We start from the raw sequence: 19445 nt of genomic DNA, 5'->3' as shown, positions 1-19445 counted from the left end.
ATGGAGGGAATAACATGCTGACCATCCTGCACTTTGCCGATGCCCACATAGACATGGCTAATTATGGCCGGCACGACCCCATCAGCGGCCTGCCTCTCAGGGTGTTGGATTTTTTGAAATCACTCGATACCATTATCGATACTGCCATCCGCGAGAAAGTTGACCTGGTGATATTCGCAGGTGATGCCTACAAGGATCGCAACCCGGCGCCTACATTTCAACGCGAATGGGGTAAGCGGGTAATGAAATTATCGAAGGCAGGCATCCCCACCCTCCTGTTGGTGGGTAACCACGATACCTCACCTGCCCTGGGGCGAGCCCCGACGCTCGATCCGTTCAGTACATTGGAAGTGCCTAAGGTGCTGGTATTGGATAAACCTTCTTTTTTGGGTCCGAGCGTATTATGGGGACTACCCCTGCAAGTGATTGCCATCCCCTGGATCTCGCGCTCGGGGTTAATCGCATCACAGGAATTCACTTCTATTGAACCCGAAAAAATTGACCAGGCGATCGAGGATCGGCTGAGCGTGATCGTGAACGACATGCTGGAAGGCGCTGACCCGAGCCTGCCGATAGTGCTCACCGCACACGCTTCCGTTCAAGGTGCGGAATATGGCGGAGAACGTACGGTGATGCTGGGGGGAGACCTGGTCTTGCCCGGTTCCATGGTGCGGGACCCTCGCCTGGACTACATAGCCCTGGGGCACATCCACAAGGCGCAAGACTTGAATGAAGGCTGCCACCCACCCGTGATCTACCCAGGCTCCATCGAGCGGGTGGATTTCGGAGAAGCTGCGGATGACAAGTTCTTCGTCATCGCAAAAATTGAACAAGGTCATACGGAACTCGAATGGCGTAAGCTAGAGGGAATTCGACCGTTTATTGATCGACACCTATTGCTGAAAAACCAGGAAGACGTTACCGGGCAGCTGCTGAGAGTTCTACCGAAAGCTGACAAGATGGAGAATGCCATCGTGCGCCTGGTGCTCGAATACCCGCGGGATTGGGAAGCATTGATCGATGAAGCAGCCCTGCGCGAATATGCTTCCACGGCGTTCGAGTTCCACCTGATCAAACGCGCGTTGGTGGAAGCACGTGCCCGGTTGGCTTCGGGGGAAGGGGTGAGCAGCCTGACCCCACTCGAGCTGTTAGATGTGTATTGGCGTGCGAGCCATGTGCCGCACGCTGATCAGGTGAGCCTGCAGAAGCTGGCGCAGGAGATCATGGAACAAGCCGAGGATCTGGTGTAAAACCAATGGAGCAGCGATGATCCCGATTAAACTAACCCTCACCGGATTCCTTTCTTACCGCGACACAACCGAGCTTGATTTTACATCGTTCGACCTGGCGTGTATCTCGGGCCAGAACGGGGCAGGCAAGTCTTCTCTGCTGGATGCCATCACTTGGGCCTTGTTCGGGCAGGCACGTAAGCGCGATGAGTCAATTGTCAATTTGCAATCTGGGGCAGCAGAGGTGGCTCTGGTATTTGAATATGAAAGCAACACCTACCGCATCCAACGAACCCTGCCGAAAGGCAAGACAACACGGCTGGAATTTCAGATCCTGCAGCCTGCGGACGGGAAATGGAAAGCGCTGACTGGTGAAACCTTGCGGAATACACAAGAAGTGATTGAACACACCTTGCGGTTGGATTACGATACCTTTGTCAACGCGTCTTTCTTCCTGCAGGGCAAGGCGGACCAGTTCACCCAGCAGAAAGCTAGCGACCGAAAACGCATCCTGGGGAATATCCTGGGACTGGAAGTGTGGGAGGTGTACCGTGAGCGGGTGATCAGGCGCCGCCGGGCAGCTGAAGCAGAGATCCAGAACCTGGAGGGACGCATGCAGGAGATCAACGCTGAATTAAGCGAAGAGACCAGCCGCACCGACAGGCTACAATCCCTGCAGACTGAGCTCAAACAATTGGAGAAAGCCCGGAGAGCCCAAGAAAAACTGCTTGAACAGGCACGGAAGGTAGAGGCATCACTAAACGAGCAACGAAAGCTGGTGGACGTGCTGAAACGCCAGCTGCAAGCCGCCGAGCAGCGTTACGCTGAGATGGAATCACGACTGGAATCGCGGGTAACAGAGCAGAAAGCTTATGCAGAGAAGCTGGCCAGGGCAAGCGAGATTGAAGCCGCCTATGCAGGCTGGCAAGCGATACGAGCGGAGCTAGAGCGTTGGGACGAAGTAGCCAGGCGTTTTCGGGAGCACGATGCCCGCCGTCAGGCACCCCTGCTTGAAATTGAGGCTGAGAAAGCCCGCTTATCCACGGAAATGCAGCAATTGACCAGCACCAGCAAAACTGTACAAGAGCAAGCCTCTGCCCATCTGGAAGCTGAGGCACAACTCGAGGCTGCCAGGCACAACCTGGCCCAGGCTGAGGAGACCCTCGACCAGCGCAGTGGGTTGGAGGTAGAGCTGCAGTTCGCCCGCCAGAGGCAAGCGGAGGCACGCGCTGAAAACCCACGCCTGAGACAGGAAATGATCGAGCTGAAAGCCAGGGTGGATAAACTAACTGAGACCGAAGAACCAGCATGCCCACTGTGCGGGCGGCCGATGGATACCTATGAACGCAACCAGCTGATCGATTCGATCACGGCCGAGGGTACCGAGCTGGGTGACCGCTATCGCGCCAACCAGGCTTACTTGAGCGAAGCTGACCAGGTAGTGAGCGAAATCGAGGCACACATTGCATCACTGGCAGCGGTTGAAAATGAGCGCCTGGGTCACTTGCAGAATATCACACGCCTGCAAGGTCAGCTGGAGTTCATTGAGAAAAACAGGGCAGATTGGGAAGAAAGGGGTGCTCCCAGGCTGGCTGAAGTGAATGCCCTGCTGCAAGGGGGGAATTATGCCAGCGAAGCCCGGAAAGCACTGGCCGGCATCGATAAGGAACTGAAGGCGATTGGATATGACGCAGCAGCACACGACACCTGCCGTCAGCAGGAAGGCCAGCTGCGCTCAGCTGAGGCTGAATTCAGGTCTCTGGAAACAGCCCGGGCAGCCTTGCAGCCCCTGGAGCGTGAAATCGAAGATAACCAGACCCAGCTGACGAAATTGCATGCCGATATCTCCAACCAACAGGGCGATCATGACGAAGCTGTGGCGCGCCTGGCAGCGGCTGAAGCTGCGGCGCCCGACCTGGAGGAGACCGAACGCCTGCTGCATGAACTGCTTGAACAGGAAAATACCCGGCGTATGGAGGTGGGCGCAGCCCAGCAGAAAGTGGCTGTACTGAAGGACCTGAAGGTACGGCTGAAGGAGATCAATGTGCAGCGCGAGGAGCAAGCCAAGCTGGTGAGCCAGTATAAGCAGCTTGACCGAGCATTTGGGAAGGACGGTGTGCCGGCTTTGCTGATCGAGCAGGCTTTACCAGAAATCGAAACGCGTGCCAATGAGCTGCTGGAGAGGCTGAGTGAGGGCAATATGTCGGTGCGATTCGTCACCCAGGCGGCCTTCAAGGATAAAAAACGCGATGATCTAAAAGAAACCCTAGACATCGCCATTTCAGATGGCTCGGGCACCAGGGATTATGAGCTTTATTCAGGGGGTGAAGCCTTCAGGGTGAACTTCGCCATCCGCCTGGCATTGTCTGAGCTGCTTGCACAGCGGGCAGGTGCCCGACTGCAAACCCTGGTGATCGATGAAGGATTCGGAAGCCAGGACGCCCTCGGGAGGCAGCACCTGATCGAAGCCATTAACATGGTCAGGCAGGATTTTGCCAAGGTGCTGGTGATCAGCCACCTGGACGAGCTCAAAGAGGCATTCCCCAACCGCATCGAAGTAGAGAAGACCGAACGAGGCAGTACCCTGCGGGTGGTTTAGTCGTGACGGCAATCGTCGTAATCTCGACCCTGGCGATGATCCTGGGGATCATCATCACCTGGCAGCTGCATGCCAGCGTGGGGATAACGGTTGTTGTCGAACGCGTCACCGAACCCTGGGAAGAGCCACAACGTCGCCAGGCGCCACTGATCTCTGTCATCATCCCGGCGCGGAATGAGCAGCGCAATATCCTGCGCTGCCTGCAAGCCTTGCTCGACCAATCCTACCCCAATTATGAGATCATCGTGATTGATGACCACTCAACGGATGCCACTCCGCAAATCCTGGCCAAGCTTGCAGCAGGTCATCGTTTGGTGCAGATTTTGCATGGAAACGACCTGCCACCAGGCTGGGCAGGAAAACCGCACGCCCTGGTGCAGGGTGCGGCGGCTGCGAGGGGGGAGTGGTTGTGTTTTCTGGATGCTGACACATTCGCCAGCCCCGAGCTACTAACTTCTGCGTATCAGGCGGCGATCAACAACGCGGCAGACATGTTTTCCATGCTCACTGCCCAAGAGCTGGGAAGCTTTTGGGAACGCACAGTGCTGCCACTTGTTTTTCTGGGGCTGGCATATGGCTTCCCGGCTGAACGGGTCAATGACCCAGCCAAGCCAGATGCTATCGCCAATGGGCAGTTCATCCTGATCAGGCGTAGCGCCTACGATGCAGTCGGTGGACATGCTGCGGTCAAGGATCGCATTGATGAGGATCGGGCACTGGCAGCCGTGGTAAAAAGGGCTGGTTTCCGCCTGATGGTGGCTGACGGTAGGACGGTAGCTAGCACGCGTATGTACACATCCCTGCCGGAAATGTGGGAAGGCTGGACTAAGAACATCTACCTGGGACTGCAGGACAGGCTATGGCTGTTACTATTCGGGGCGTTTGTTGGGCTTGTGGTTTCGATTGCCCTGCCGGTATGGTTATTTGGCAGCCTAGCCTGGCTGATTTCCACAGGTGGACAGCCAGCAACTCTGGTGTCGCTGGAAGCGCTTTGCCTGTGGGGATATCTGCTAATTAAGCGCGTGCAAGCCTGCAGGGAGTTTGGGATCGCTGCTCAATACGCCTTCACCTTCCCACTTGGAGCATTGGTGTTTACCGCGATGATGGGCACATCGGCATTCAATGTCATCTCAGGGCGTGGAGTGAGCTGGAAGGGCCGCCGGTACCGCTGATCACTGGTATAACCTTGGGATTTGCTTTTGTATCTGGCGAATTTTTATCTGCTGTTAATGTATAATTTAGCAAAGAACATGCGCTTACGTTAAGATACCCTGGCAATCGCAGGTAGGCGTAGGCACTTATTTGCAGCGAACTTCTGTACCAACAAAAGCTAAACAAGACGTTCTGCAGACCAAGCGGCAGACTGATATCGCTGGTGGTTTAACCCTTTTCTCTTGGCCTGAAAACCCTTCATATCTCCAATAAGGAGGCATCGATGGATCAACCAAAGCAGCAGATAAATACACTACGAGTATTGATCATCGGCCTGATTGCGGTAATCCTGGTCTTGGGTGTAGCCCTGATCATCCTGGTTATCGGAAATGCCGGGCAGCCGGTTGACTTGGCCGAAGTGGATGTTTTAGCGGGCAGCAACGACGAGTGTGTGACGTGCCACCGCACCGCCACCCCGGGGATTGTCGACCAGTATAGCCACAGCAGTATGGCTGCCGCGGAAGTGACCTGTCGCAAGTGCCATGAGGTGGCAGCTGATTACCCTGGTGCTGTTGAGCATGAAGGTTTGTATGTGCTGGCATCACCGACAACCGCCATGTGCCAGACCTGCCATGAAGCAGAGGTGGCACAATACTATCAGAGCAGGCACAGCTTACCTTCGTATGTCGCTGTGGCAGGCTCAAAAGACCTTTCGCCGACACTGATGGCCATGTACGAGGCTATCCCGGAAGGCTCGTTCGCACCCGATAAGGGTCGCAATGCGATTGCTGCGCTGGAAGGTCCAGCCATCACACCATTTGCCTGTGAGAACTGCCACAGCATTGGTGCACCCGCTGCCGACGAGTCAGTCGGTAGGTGCCAGAAATGCCACATCCGGCATGAATTCAGCCTGGAGCAGGCGCGTAAGCCAGAGACGTGCAACAACTGTCACATCGGGCCAGACCATCCCCAATGGGAGATCTACCAGGAATCACCGCATGGCATCCTGTATGCCACGATGGGTGACAACTGGAACTGGGATGCTGAAGCTGGGAACCTGACGGTGAATGATTTTCCTGCCCCCACCTGTGCCCTGTGCCATATGAGTGGTTTCGGAGCCACCGGCACCACGCATGACGTGGGCGACCGGCTGTCGTGGTTCCTGTTTGCTTCGGTCAGCCAAAAACGTCCGAACTGGCAAGATAACCGCTCGCACATGCAAAGTGTTTGTTTCGAGTGCCATAACCAGAATTTCATCACTGCCCTGTACGAAGATGCAGATGGAGCGACCGAACAGGTGAATACCTGGGTACAAGAGAGCAATGACCTGGTGGCGCCATTGCAGAAAGCAGGTTTGATCAATACAGCAGATTTCAGCGAGCCGATCGATTTCACCTATTTCAACCTGTGGCATTATTGGGGCCGGACAACCAAGTTTGGTACCTGGATGCAAGGCCCGGATTATACCCAATGGCACGGTGCGTACCCTCTGCAGGAAACTCTTGCTGACCTCAAGGAGATGGTCGACCTTAAACAGCAGGCGGCGGGAGCCACGCCCTGACCATGTATCACCTTGCCACGGTTTTCCCAATTGTTAAACGGGTGCGCGTACCTATCACGCGTGACCAGGCCATGCTGTTGATGCTTGCCCTGAACGAGCTGCTATTAGGGCTCGAGACTTACCTGGCGCATTCCATCAGCGGGACAATCATGCCGAAGGAGTGGATCCCGATCATCTTCGGCCCCGTGGCTGGCATCTTCCTCTTTATCGCCGGCCTGATCGCCATCCGCAAGCGAACCCTGGCTGTAATCATGGCTTCATTGGTCTATCTGGCAAGCATCATTGTGGGGCTGTTGGGGATTTTCTTCCACCTGGTGAGGGCCATCCTGCCTTATGCCCCACTGGGCGAAAAAGTATCCGTCCCGCTGTTTGTCTGGGCACCACCCATCCTTGGACCGCTCACCTTCGCCCTGGTCGGGTTGATGGGTATCAGCGCGGTATGGATGGAGAAACCCCCAGATAGCGGCATATTAAATTTATTCGGAGGCAGGAAGCTGAGGCTACCATTCAGCAAAACCAGCGCCTTCTTCTTTATGGTGGGGCTAGGCACTCTGGCGACAGTGATCAGCAGCGTGTTGGACCACGCCCGCACCAATTTCGAGAACCCATGGTTGTGGGTACCCACTGGGATTGGTATCTTCGGGACTGTGGTGGCCCTGGTGCTGGGAACCATTACCACACCCCGGCGAAGCGACCTGATTATTTACGTGGTGGCGATGATGCTGCTTGCGCTGGTGGGCTTGGTTGGGGTGGTTTTACACATCCTGCATAACCTGGCTTATGAGAACGCGGTGGTGGTGGAACGCTTCATCCGCGGGGCACCCTTCCTTGCCCCCATGTTGTTTTCAGATATGGGTGCCCTGGGGTTGGTCATTCTGCTCGACCCAAATGAAAAAGAAAAAAACGAACCAGCAAAAACAGGTAAATGATTTGAGTGTGCTGGGCGTAATGGCAAGAATTGGGTTTCGGATGGGAGACGATCATCCTCAACCCAATTGGTAGAAATGGTAAAAAAACGTTGGGTTTCGGATAGGGAAACACATCCTCAACCCAACCTACATCTAGCTATGCCAAAAAAGTTGGGTTTCGGCTGGAGACACGCCAGCCTCACCCCGACCAACAGTTCAAATTTAGCCCAGTCGCACCTTGTCGGGGCCGCGGTTCATCTCCCACGGGTAGATAATATACGCATCGGTGATGGCGGCATAGTAATCAGGGCATAAGGTGCCGAATAACGTCCGATGGGGGTTGAAGTGCAGCACGCAGGTAAAGGGAATACCGCCAGCAGCTGCGATGCGGTTTTTAACGGCGGTGATGGTACGCCCCGACCCCCAGACATCATCCACAACCAGACAACGTTTACCGTGCAACAACTCATCACTGGGGAATTCGATAAACCTTGGCCAGGCGAAAAGCCCGGTTTTTTGAGCTTCTGCTTCGGCAGGGAAGTCTACTGCGGCAGTGAGGATGGTAGGGATGCCCGTTGCTTCAGCCAGCAGGCCACCTGGCACAATACCCCCACGCGTAATGATCACCATCGTATCGAATTCACCCTGAAATTGAGGCAGGAGGTGGTCGATCAGCTGATCAACATCATTCCAGGTTAAGGCTTCACGACGTAGTTTGGTCATGCTTTTCTCCGTAACCGCTCAATTGACTTGGCTCACTGCAGCACGCTGGCTAACGGTCCTGGAGCAGTTACCGCACCAGTCTGACCTTCCAGGCGGGCACGCTCGACATCCCTGGCCCACAGGTACAGGCAGGTGTGATAAGCTGTGGCTGTGTACGTGCTGATCACTGTGGCGAACAGGATGAAGGGTGTAGCAATCAAAATGCCCAGAGTCACACCGCTGATCAACCCGACCGTGGAGGATTGGCTAACCGAGATGATCCCGAGGCCTACCCCTAAACCAAGTGCAACACCGATTGTGCCCAACAAAAAGCCGACCCAGCCTACGATTGCTTTTACCCCCACCGTGCTGATGCCTACCAGAAGCAGGTTTTCCTTGATGATCTGAGTGGCTCGCTTGATACCGCCTTTCAGGTTGATATCCTCAATAACCATGGCAGGCAGGATCAGGAAAGCTGCTTCAGTCCAGACGGCTTCGATGATCCCAGCCAAGAGGCCCCTACCTGCGCCTCTATCCTTACCGCGTACTGCGCTGGCTAACAAGTTGACTAATGTCGAAGCAGCAGCCAAACTGGCGATATCCCACAAATCCCGCCTGACGATGCCCCAGGCTTTATCCATCCTTCCATCACCTTCAGCCAGGTAGCCGAAGATCAGATAGACGGTCATGGCAGAGAAGACATACCCGGTGATGTACTGGATAAAAATGATGATAGCCCACAAGACATAGATGATATATCTACCATATAGGGTATCTTGCAGAAGATAGGTTGCAAACCCGACGGGGACGACTAAAACCAGGGTTATGATAAAGCCAGCGATCAGGGCATAAATGGAAGGCTTGATCAGGTCTTTATCTTTGAGAGCCATCTGCCATGCTTGTTTTAAGAATCCCCATCCCCGCTTGAAACTTTCCATATGGACCTCCCAAACAATGTTACTAGCCTGGATGCCACCTCATGACGAATCATTTCGTCGTATGGGTGGAGTAGTATATTATAGTATAGATGGCGGATTCACCTCAACCCGCCAGTCAGCCCAGTGACGACCACGCAGTAATGAGGCAGGGTCTGGTCCACGCAGGACGATCTGCCAGCGATACAGTCCAGCCAGGCGTGAGAAGAAGCAGGGTGTTGGTCCGACCAGCTCGGTCTCCAGGCGATTCTCTTCTTCCAGCCACCTGCGGACTTGCTGAGCCATGATGTTAGCAGCAGATTCGGCATGTTCAACATCGCGGTGGCGATACTCAAGACGAACCAGCTGCGAGAAAGGTGGGTAATGCAGCTGGCGCCGGTACTCCAGCTCCTGGTGATAGAAAGCCTGATAATCATGCCGGGAGGCAGCCTGAATGACATAATGTTCCGGCAGGAAAGTCTGCAGGATGACCTGGCCTCCCAGCGGGCTTCGCCCGGCACGCCCCGCTACCTGGGTGAGCACTTGAAAGGTGCGTTCTGCGGCACGCACGTCGGGAAGGCTCAAACCCACATCGGCCAGGACTGCCCCCACCAGTGTGACAAGGGGCAAGTCCAGCCCCTTGGCGATCATCTGGGTGCCAATCAGGACATCCGCCTGGTGGTTGACAAAGTTCGCCAGGATGAGATCGTGGGCGCCTTTCTGACGCGTGGTCTCGAAATCCCAACGCAGGGTACGGGCAGTGGGAAAAAGATGATTAACCTCGGCCTGCACCTTTTCGGTGCCTGTGCCATACTGGCGGATACGCTCGCTACCACACTGGGGACAGGTCTTGGGCATCTGGCGTTTATAAAAGCAATAATGGCAGGTGAGGGAATCAGGTGAGGCTGCAGCATCCTGCTCTAGCCTCGGGCTAGCCATATGATAGGTGAGCGGCAGATCGCAACGCGGGCATTTGAGAATATAGCCACAGTCGCGGCAGAAAATGTAAGTGGCACTGCCACGCCGATTAAGAAAAAGGATCGCCTGCAGATTGTGGGCTAAGGTTTTTTCAAGCGCTTGTTGCAATGAAAGGCTGAAGATTGAGCGGTTGCCGTTCTGGAGCTCCGTGCGCATGTCCACTACCTGCACAGGAGGCAACTCGATGAATTCGGTATCGTTGCTGACTGGCTGGTAATGCGAGCTGATGCCCAGCTTTTTCACCTGGTTTTCAACCGCTTTTCGGTGAGCGAGGATGCGCTGAGGCAGGCTCAAATAGTGCCATTCCTGTTTTTCGGCACGGTAGCGGCTGACGATATCGGGTGTGGCTGACCCAAGCACGCAGACTGCACCGGTGAGTTGGGCGTATCTGACGGCCACATCCCTGGCATGATAGTGGGGCTGCAGATCGAATTGGTAATAGGTGTCATCATGGAATTCGTCGACGACAATCAAACCCACATTGGCAAAGGGAGTGAACAAGGCACTACGCGGCCCAACGATCAGAGAGATTTCTCCCAGGCGGGCCCTGCGCCAGGTATCAAAGCGTTCGCCCTGGGAAAGGCGCGAATGCATACTCCCCACCAGACCGGGGAAGCGGCTGACAAAGCGTCGGATAGTTTGGGGGGTCAGAGCGATCTCAGGCACCAACACGATGGCTTGCCTTCCGAGCTGGAGGGTGGCCTCCACTGAGCGGAGGTAGATCTCAGTTTTGCCCGAGCCAGTGACTCCATGGAGTAGAAATGGTTTAATATATTCAACAGTGGCGGCTTGCTGGATACCTTTTTCGATCGTATTCCAAACACTCAGCTGGTCATTGGTCAGCTTTGGCGGCTGGCTGGCGACAAAATCCAGGCTTTCCAGCGGATCGCGCCATACCTGGGCTTCTCCGAGCCGAACCAGGCCGCGTTTCTCGAGAGCCTGCAGGTCAGTCAGGTTACCGCCACTCTCCGCGTACAACCAGGCGGCTTCTACTTCACCAGGCTCGCGCAGCAACATACTGAGTATGGCCTGCCGGCGTCGTAAGGCCGGGCTGCCAGACCTGGAAAGCCTGGGCATATCAGCCTCAGCTTGTTCAGACGTGCACGTCAGCTGTGCTGTGCGTACCGTCTTGGGCCCGACAGCAGGACCAGGCAGGACCGTCTGGGTGCTCAACAGACCCTGATTGACCAGCGACCTGGCCGCCGGACGCCAGTCCACATGGCGGAAAGCACTATCCAGCTGACGGGCGCGGAGGGGCCCACGCTCGGAAATCAGGTTAAGCATGCGATTTTGAAGAGAGGTCAGTGGATGAGCCACGGGTAGGAGAGGCGTGCTCTTCTGGTAGAGGGTATCAGCCTGTTGGGCCAGGCCGGGGGGGATCATGGCATCTATACAGGCTGCCAGGGGAGCCAGCGTTGATTCTGATAACTCACCAGCCAGCCTGATTTGCTGCGGGGTGAGCACTGCCAATGGATCAAGCAGGGCTGTCACTGGCTTCGTCTCGGGCACTTCAGGCTGGTCTACAAGGCGGAAGACCACACCCTGGACACGCTGTCGGCTGAAGGGTACTTCGACCAGGTGCCCAGGTTTGATCTGCCCCTCCAATTCGGGTGGCAGGTGGTAATGGAAAGTCCCACTCACCTGCGGGACATTGACTCCAACTTCGACGTAGGTGGTCATTTACTCAGGCGGGTTGTCTTTCAAGCGAACCAGGCTTAGGCGGGCGATACGCAGCCCATCCATTGCTTCAACCTTCAGCTGGACCCCGCCAGAATCGACCGCGTCACCCACCTTTGGGATATGCCCAAGCTTGCCTAAGAAATATCCTGCAATGGTATCGTAATGGGGGTCACTCAAGTTGAGCTCAAGCTGCTGATTAACAGCTTCCATCAAGGTTAGCCCGTCGATCAGCACACTCCCATCCGGTTGTGTTTGGATCTCAGGTGTGGCTTTATCAAACTGGTCACTGACTTCCCCGACGATCTCCTCCAGCAGGTCCTCCAAGGTGACCAAACCAGCTGTGCCGCCGAACTCATCCAGAACAATGGCAATATGCTGGCGGTTGTGCCTGAACTGGCGCAGCAGGTCATTTACCGGCAGGGTCTCCGGGATGTAGAGGGTCTCACGAGCGAGCTCGCCAGCGGTGATTTCCTCGCAATCGGATTGCTTCATCACCCGCAGCACATCTTTGACATGCAGAATGCCAGCGATCTGGTCCAGGTCAGCTTCATAGACCGGTAGCTTGGTGTAGCTATGTTGGGTCACTATGGCGATGATGTCATCCAGCCTGGTACTGGCTTCGATAGCGACAATCTCTGTGCGGGGCACCATTACCTGCCGCACGAGCAGCTCGCCAAAATCGAATACTGATTCAAGCATCTCACGTTCGGGAGGCTCGAGCACGCCCCCCTCTTCCGACTCGGTGATCATTTGCTTTAGCTCGTCCACGGTATAGATCAGTGAATGGCCGCCGACAAGCTCCAAACCAAACAAGCGCAGGATTAGCCTGGTAACCCAGTCAAGCAGGTCGATAAACCATTTGAAGACGAGGCTGAAGATGCGCATGGGCTGGGCACCCAGCAGGGCCACCCGTTCTGGCTGGTGCAGAGTAGCCACCTTGGGTACCTGCTCACCCAATACAACATGGATGCTAGTGATGATAATTAGCGAGAATATTAGCGGCAGGGCAGCCATCAAAGGTGAAAGCCGTTCGAGGCTGGGTGGCATTGAGACCTGGCGAAACAGGGGTGTCAGGAGTTGTTCAAAGGTGTTCTCACCGACGGCACCCAATGTCAGGCTGACGATGGTAATCCCCAGCTGGCAGGCTGCGATCAACCTGGAACGTGATACAGGATTATCGAGCCAACCTTTGACGATCTCCGCAGCCTTATTGCCCTCCTCTGCGGCAAGCTCAATGCGCGCCTTGCGAGCGGCGACAGATGCAAATTCTATACTGGTGAAAAAGGCATTCAACGCCACCAGCGCCATGATCAGTAAGAAATCCCAAGCTAACATATTTTTATATTAACCCTATGCGATCAACACATGCAGAAGTTATCAAGCACCGACTACTTACCCGGGTGAACCTGGCGTAGAGCGAAGCACCACGGCTGACCCGTAGCCCACCACCTGAGATTTATCACCGGTGACTTCTGCGGAGGTGGCGTGTTTGAGAACCTTAACCCGGTCAGCCCCCAGGTCACGGGCGGCCCACAAGACTGCCGCTAAGGCTCCCCGGCCACAGGCAAAGCCGCGGCCCTCTTCTTCCGCACGAATCACCTCGTCGGGGTCGAAAGAGGCGATGGCATTTAGCATCACCTCGTCCAACTGATTGGCGAGGTTCAGGGGATAAAAATGCGAAAGATCGGTGCTGGCAACAAGCACGGCACTCCGTCCTTCCAGGGTTTTTGCCAGGCAGATGCCCAAGGCCTGTGTGCCTCTACGATCCTGCTCGCGGACCATGACCGGCAGTAATTTGAACTCTGACTCGATCACCCGCTGCAGGAAGGGGAGCTCAATCTCCAGCGAATGCTCACGATCACGCTTCACCTGGCTCAGGCCGTAACCGAGCTGCTCTTCCAGACATCCGCTTAACTTTTGAACAGCTTCCCGATCCACCATGAGCAGGCCGAGAGGCGTCTGGTAGGCATCGTGGGCGGTGGTCAGGAAAGGCTCGTTATACGGATAGTGCATGGGTGAAATAACAGCCACGAGGTCAGGTTTCAGCCCACGTAGGGTAGCAAAGGCATAGCCAGCCACCGGCCCAGAGTAGATATGCCCGGCGTGAGGCGTGACAATGGCCACCACTTCACCATCCAGCTCTGGAAGAACAGCATCGTGGATGTAACCATCCACAGAGCTTGAAAGCCGTTTGGGATCACCTGGATACCACTGCCCGGCAATGGGTGATGGACGAATATCAAGATTAGCGTTCATCGTACCCTCCTGATCGCGTAACAAATTGTAGCATATCTAGGGGTGAGTGCGTGAGATTAATTCACCGGTATGCATAATCGATTTGCTTCCACCCATCTCAGATGAGCGGCAAGTGCGGCCAGATGCAACACAAAGAATTAGCACACGCTTTTCAGCCCCGCGATTTATGAATAATTATTAATCGCACAATGTTAGCCCTATTTGTTATAATTTTCTCCAGGGAGAAAAGTAAATGGAACCCAAGAATGCAAAACGTAATACCGAGTTGATCACGTTAATCCTCATTGGTGTCCTCAGCATAGCTATATATTTTAGCTTGCACCTACGCCAGCCGGAACCTGCAGCGGCTGCTAATACATATACCAAGTATCTACCCCTCGTCAGCAGTCAAAAAGGCTATGATTGGCTTCAGTTCAATGGCGACGCAGAACATTCTGGAAATAATACCTTAGAGAGTGACATCAACATAAACAAAGTTGCCCAACTACAATTGCTTTTCAAAGTACCCCTGCCAGGCATCGCTGACGGCACTCCGGTATACCTATCAGCAGTAAGCACCGGATCGGGAATCCATGACCTGCTTTTCGTCACGACCAAGGACGGCCATATTACGGCACTGGATGCCCATACAGGAGTGATAGTCTGGTCTCAGCAAAATGGCCCAAACGGTTGCCTGATCAATAACAACCTGACCCGTAATGAAATTTGTTATACCACCTCCTCTCCGGCTATCGATCCGAACAGGAAATATGTATATAGCTATGGACTGGACGGTTATGTACATAAGTATGCAGTTGGAACGGGGGTGGAGATCACCTCAGGTGGTTGGCCAGAATTGACTACTTTGAAGGGTTATGATGAAAAGGGATCATCAGCCTTAAGTATTGCCACCTCAGGCAATGGGATTAGTTATCTGTATGTCGCTCAGGCAGGTTATCCGGGCGACAAAGGCAACTATCAGGGACACATTACCGCTATCAATCTCAATGACGGGTCACAGAAAGTATTCAATACGTTGTGCAGCGACCAAGCGGTACATTTTATCGATTCAAGGGTTACGAATGGAGCAGATTGTTATCCTGAAACGATGGGCGCGATTTGGGCACGACCGGGAGTGATCTATGACCCTTATCATGATCGCATCTTGATGACCACGGGAAATGGCACGTTTCAACCATCCAGATTCATGTGGGGCGATACGGTATTCAGCCTTCAACCAGATGGCAGCGGATCAGCAGGAGCCCCCCTGGATAGCTACACGCCGACAAACTTCCAGTTCCTAGATGATTCCGATGCTGATCTTGGCAGCACTGCTCCAGCCATCCTTCCCCCAGCAGCTGGGAAATACCCATACTTAGCAATACAAGGCGGCAAGGACGGGATCTTAAGATTATTAAACCTGGATCAATTGAGCGGACAGAACGGAACCGGGCACACGGGAGGCGAAGTGTTTACCATGAGCGTACCTATGGGTGGAGGTATCTTTAGCCAACCAGCGGTGTGGGTGAATCCAGCGGATCACAGCGCCTGGGTATTTGTAATCAATAGTAATGGCTCAGCGGGTTTGCAGCTGACCGTCAATGCCAGCGGGGAGGCGAGCCTGACACCAAAATGGACCAGCAGTGGTGGAACGTCTGCCCTGATTGCGAATGGTGTAGTGTTTATAGCTCGTTCGGGAGTAATCAGTGCATTCAGCGCAGTAACTGGCAGCCTTTTATGGTCGGATAACCGGATTGGCTCAATCCATTGGGAAAGCCCAATTGTAGCGAATGGCAGGTTGTATATCACAGATCAGAGTGGAAATCTCACGGCCTATTCACTCCCGTGAATCATATAGAAAAAGGTAGAAACTGGTTCTTTTACCGATTTTCGGATGTTCCTGCCAATCTACACATCTTCATCTCATGGCTCAGGGGAATACACCAGTATTTTAACAGCTGTTGATGATGGAGCTTGTGGTCGGAACATCCAGCGAGCCTGGCTTGGAGTTGTTGCTTAGCCTCACATTGATGTGGGTCCTTTTTGCCCGCAGGCATTTATGTTATACTATTCGCCAATATTCGTAACAGCCACGATGAGGACGAGTATACGTGGAAGCGGCTGCACAGAAAGCGGTAGATGCTGAGAAACCCGCCAGAGCGCCTGCGCAAAATGGACCTCGGAGCTGCAGGGTGAAACCACAAGAAGTAGCCCGTGCCGGAGCTGCCACCGTTACCAAGGCAAAAGGTATCGTAGGTCTTGTACCTGAAGCGTGAAGCTGGCTTTTTCACCCCCGTCGCATCACTGGCGGGGGTGTTCATTACTAATCAAATGGAGGTGCGTCATGTTAATGAAAATCAACCTGGTTTACTGCGCAGTCTGACACTATACCGACAGGGCTGTCAGTCTGGCAGCCGAATTGCTAAAGGAGTTTGAGCCGGAGATTGAAACGATCACACTGGTGCCATCGGATGGTGGACAGTATGAGTTTTCGATCAATGGCAAGCTGCTGTATTCCAAGCTGGAAACTCACCGCCATGCTGACCCTGGTGAGATAACGGATATTGTGAGGAAGTTTATAGAGAAGAAGTAACTAGTAAACGATCATTGCAGATCGACAAAAACCCTAGCAAATCCACAAGTTGCTTTGGTCGAGGTCGGCGAGCAGGCCAGTCATTCGTAATGGCAAAGGAAGATTACTTCGTCGTTTGGTTAAAAAACCTGACCTAACTTCTCGCAATGACAAAAAAGGAGGGCATATGACTCAACAAAAGAAAGGCCGCGTTTTCTCGGGTGCCAGGCCCACCGGCAAGCAGCACCTGGGGAATTACCTGGGTGCAATAAAAAACTACGTTGCCTTGCAGGATGAATACGACTGTGTGTACTGCATCGTCGACTTGCACGCGCTGACCACGGTGGAGGATACCCTGAACCTGCGCGAAAACACCATGGATATGGCACTGGATTTCTTGGCGGCGGGTATCCGCCCCCAGGAAACGATCATTTTTATCCAATCGCATGTGCCCCAGGTCGCCGAACTGCACCTGATCCTCTCCATGGTATCACCCCTGGGCAAGCTTACCGACTTGCCGACCTTCAAGGATAAAGTGCGCGACCAACCAGAGAATGTCAATTATGGACTGGTGGGATACCCGGTGTTAATGACCGCGGATATCGTGCTATACAAGGCTGATATCGTGCCGGTAGGCATTGACCAGGCGCCGCACCTTGAGTATGCGCGTGAAACCGTACGCTCGTTCCACTACCGCTATAACACCAAGGTGCTGATTGAGCCACAAATGAAAAACACCGAGATTCCGCTCGTGTTGGGCATCGATGGCGAGCGAAAAATGAGCAAGAGCCTCAATAATCATATTGAGATCTCGGCGACTCCGGAGGAGACGACCAAGCGGGTGAGAATGATGGTGACCGACCCCAACCGCAAGCTACGCAGCGACCCAGGCAACCCGGATATTTGCAATGTGTTCACCATGCACAAGATATTTTCTTCAAAGGACGAGGTATCCATGGTGAACCAGGAATGCCGGCGAGCGGGAATTGGCTGTGTGGATTGCAAGATGTTGTACGCCCGGAATCTTAACGCTCACCTGGCACCTTTCCGAGAGCGTCGCAATGAGCTGGCCAAGGATCCGACATACGTGCTGGGTGTGCTTGATGATGGAGCCAACCGGGCGAGGAAGATCGCGGAGCAAACCATGGCAGACGTGAGAGAAGCGGTCGGACTGTCATAGACAAAACCTGGAAAGAAACCCAATGCGGATTGTATTACAACGGGTGAAATCGGGCAGGGTACTGGTGGCAGGGCATGCCATTGCCGAGATCGGCAAAGGTATGGTGATCCTGTTGGGGATTGGCCCACAGGACGGGGAGGAGCAGGTTCACTTCCTGGCCGAGAAAATCAGCAACCTGCGAATATTTGAAGATGAGCGGGGAAAGATGAACCTCTCCCTGCTGGAGGCTGGCGGAGAGGCGATCGTGGTATCGCAATTTACGCTGTATGCTGACACCCGCAAAGGCCGGCGCCCTTCATTCACTAACGCTGCCTTACCGGAGGTTGCCCGCCCACTGGTGGAGCGATTTGCAAGCCAGCTTAGCCAGCTGGGTATTCCGACCCAAACTGGTGAGTTTGGGGCACATATGCAGGTTGAAATTATCAACGATGGTCCAGTAACCATCTGGCTGGAAGCCTGAACCAGCAATTGGGTTACTGGACCTGGGTGAGGCTTGATCAGGGTTTCCCAAACAACGTTGAGATGAATAACTTTCGGCTGAATGGCTGGCCAGATAGAATCGTCTGTGCCCGAAACATGCGCGCCACTGAGCGGACGATGAGCACGGCAGTGATAGCCAGGAGAACGGCTGAAAGTAAGGTTTGCCATATGGGTACAGTACCCGCCGCCAGGCGGGTCATCATGGTCACTGGGGCGGTCAGAGGAAACAGACTTAAAAACACAGCCAGTGTACCGTTTGGCTCCTGGATCAAGACGCTGAGCAAGACAATGGGGATGATCAACGGAAAGATCACTAAGATAGTAGCCTGGGTAGCCTCACGCAGATTAGGCACCAGGGCGCCAAGCCCAGCCATCAGGCTGGCATACACGGCATAGCCGAGCAGGAAGAAAACCAGCCCCCAGAAGAGGAATGAAGGCGGTAGCTGAAATGCCTGTGACAAGTTAAACGTCGTCGCTCCACGCGCCAGAAGGATACGGCCAGTGCCCACCCAGATGATGGTTTGGAGCAAACCCAACAGCCCCAACCCGATGATCTTGCCTGACAGGAGCTGGGTGGGAGTGACGGAGGCAAGTAGGATCTCCATGGTGCGATTTTCCTTCTCTTTGGCAACGCTATTCAGCAGCAGGCTGGCAGCGCTGAGGATGATGATGTAGAACAGCATCGTAACCCCGTAGGGAAGGAAATAGGTAAGCATGCTGCTTTGTTCGCGCTGGGGTGCTGCGGATAAGGCGGTCTTTTCGACATTGATTGGACCATTCAATAATTGAGCCAACTGGGTGTTGCCTCCCAACAGGTTGACCTTCAAGGTCCATTCAAGCCAACCAGATTGACCTCCGTCCCCGATTGGGGTGAAATTTGCTTTCACCGCGGTGATCTGCCCGGTTTGAAGGTAATCTGACGGGACAACATAATAAGCAGAGATCTCACCGGTTTGCAGCGCCTGCCGGGCACTGGTTTCATCAGAAAAGGCAATCAGCAGCCCTGCGGGTACATCGGCTGGAATTTGTTTGATCAGGTCACTTTGGTCGATATAGCCTTCAGTCTGCACAGTCTGGGGGCTACCAATCAAAGAGGACAGTATGTTCTGAGCCGGGTTACCCCTGGATAACTGCCCACCAACGCTAAATATTAATGCCCCAATGATTGGGATCCCAAACAAGACAAACAAGAAAGAGGGGCGTGAGAGGATGGTAAAAATTTCGTGCCGAATTATCAACCAGGTCTTATTCATAG

15 protein-coding genes are annotated in these 19445 nt (G+C 54.2%); 9 read left to right on the top strand and 6 right to left on the bottom strand.

Features of this window, described 5'->3' with window-relative positions; genetic code table 11:
- Positions 1–14 precede the first annotated feature (14 nt).
- The 5 genes from C3F13_03585 to C3F13_03565 all read left to right on the top strand — a co-directional run bounded on the left by C3F13_03585 (position 15) and on the right by C3F13_03565 (position 7470).
- Positions 15–1250: a hypothetical protein gene (locus C3F13_03585; protein ID PWB55763.1), complete on the top strand. Its 1236-nt coding sequence runs from the start codon at positions 15–17 to the stop codon at positions 1248–1250.
- A 16-nt stretch (positions 1251–1266) separates the two neighbouring features.
- The gene (locus C3F13_03580; protein ID PWB55762.1) at positions 1267–3828 is read left to right on the top strand and encodes a hypothetical protein; all 2562 of its coding nucleotides are present in this window, start codon (positions 1267–1269) and stop codon (positions 3826–3828) included.
- A 2-nt stretch (positions 3829–3830) separates the two neighbouring features.
- Positions 3831–5000 (top strand): hypothetical protein, encoded by a 1170-nt coding sequence (locus C3F13_03575; protein ID PWB55761.1) that lies wholly within the window; start codon positions 3831–3833, stop codon positions 4998–5000.
- A 263-nt stretch (positions 5001–5263) separates the two neighbouring features.
- A complete protein-coding gene (locus C3F13_03570; GenBank protein PWB55760.1) occupies positions 5264–6541 on the top strand; it encodes a nitrate reductase in 1278 nt (425 codons plus the stop codon).
- A gap of 2 nt (positions 6542–6543) precedes the next feature.
- Entirely contained in the window at positions 6544–7470 is a 927-nt protein-coding gene (locus tag C3F13_03565) for a hypothetical protein (protein PWB55759.1), read from the top strand.
- 201 nt (positions 7471–7671) lie between these two features.
- Here the strand turns inward: C3F13_03565 and C3F13_03560 are convergent, their stop codons facing one another.
- The 5 genes from C3F13_03560 to amrB all read right to left on the bottom strand — a co-directional run bounded on the left by C3F13_03560 (position 7672) and on the right by amrB (position 13979).
- Positions 7672–8172 carry a phosphoribosyltransferase gene (locus C3F13_03560; protein PWB55758.1) on the bottom strand — a complete coding sequence of 167 codons (501 nt, stop codon included), beginning with the start codon at positions 8170–8172 and terminating at the stop codon, positions 7672–7674.
- Positions 8173–8204: 32 nt separating this feature from the next.
- Entirely contained in the window at positions 8205–9089 is an 885-nt protein-coding gene (locus C3F13_03555) for a hypothetical protein (GenBank protein PWB55757.1), read from the bottom strand.
- A 78-nt stretch (positions 9090–9167) separates the two neighbouring features.
- Entirely contained in the window at positions 9168–11723 is a 2556-nt protein-coding gene (gene priA, locus C3F13_03550) for a primosomal protein N' (GenBank protein ID PWB55756.1), read from the bottom strand.
- Complete coding sequence (locus tag C3F13_03545; protein ID PWB55755.1) at positions 11724–13058, bottom strand: HlyC/CorC family transporter; 1335 nt, start codon at positions 13056–13058, stop codon at positions 11724–11726. It abuts the gene before it with no gap.
- 57 nt (positions 13059–13115) lie between these two features.
- A complete protein-coding gene (amrB, locus tag C3F13_03540; protein ID PWB55754.1) occupies positions 13116–13979 on the bottom strand; it encodes an AmmeMemoRadiSam system protein B in 864 nt (287 codons plus the stop codon).
- 232 nt (positions 13980–14211) lie between these two features.
- Here amrB and C3F13_03535 point away from each other — a divergent pair, with 232 nt between their 5' ends.
- The 4 genes from C3F13_03535 (at position 14212) to C3F13_03520 (ending at position 18170) form a co-directional block, all read left to right on the top strand.
- Positions 14212–15807, top strand: coding sequence for a hypothetical protein (locus C3F13_03535; protein PWB55753.1), 1596 nt, complete (start codon positions 14212–14214; stop codon positions 15805–15807).
- Between the two features lie 558 nt (positions 15808–16365).
- Positions 16366–16551: a hypothetical protein gene (locus C3F13_03530; GenBank protein ID PWB55752.1), complete on the top strand. Its 186-nt coding sequence runs from the start codon at positions 16366–16368 to the stop codon at positions 16549–16551.
- 166 nt (positions 16552–16717) lie between these two features.
- Positions 16718–17710 carry a tryptophan--tRNA ligase gene (gene trpS / locus C3F13_03525; GenBank protein ID PWB55751.1) on the top strand — a complete coding sequence of 331 codons (993 nt, stop codon included), beginning with the start codon at positions 16718–16720 and terminating at the stop codon, positions 17708–17710.
- 22 nt (positions 17711–17732) lie between these two features.
- Complete coding sequence (locus C3F13_03520) at positions 17733–18170, top strand: D-tyrosyl-tRNA(Tyr) deacylase (GenBank protein ID PWB55750.1); 438 nt, start codon at positions 17733–17735, stop codon at positions 18168–18170.
- A gap of 37 nt (positions 18171–18207) precedes the next feature.
- On the opposite strand, the gene C3F13_03515 is transcribed toward C3F13_03520, so the two are convergent.
- On the bottom strand, positions 18208–19443 hold the full coding sequence (locus C3F13_03515) for a hypothetical protein (protein PWB55749.1): 1236 nt from the start codon (positions 19441–19443) through the stop codon (positions 18208–18210).
- Between the last annotated feature and the right edge of the window lie 2 nt (positions 19444–19445).

It is taken from the genome of Anaerolineales bacterium (assembly GCA_003105035.1).
In the GTDB taxonomy this organism is placed as follows: domain Bacteria; phylum Chloroflexota; class Anaerolineae; order Anaerolineales; family UBA4823; genus FEB-25.
This window is presented reverse-complemented; position numbering and strand designations above follow the sequence as displayed.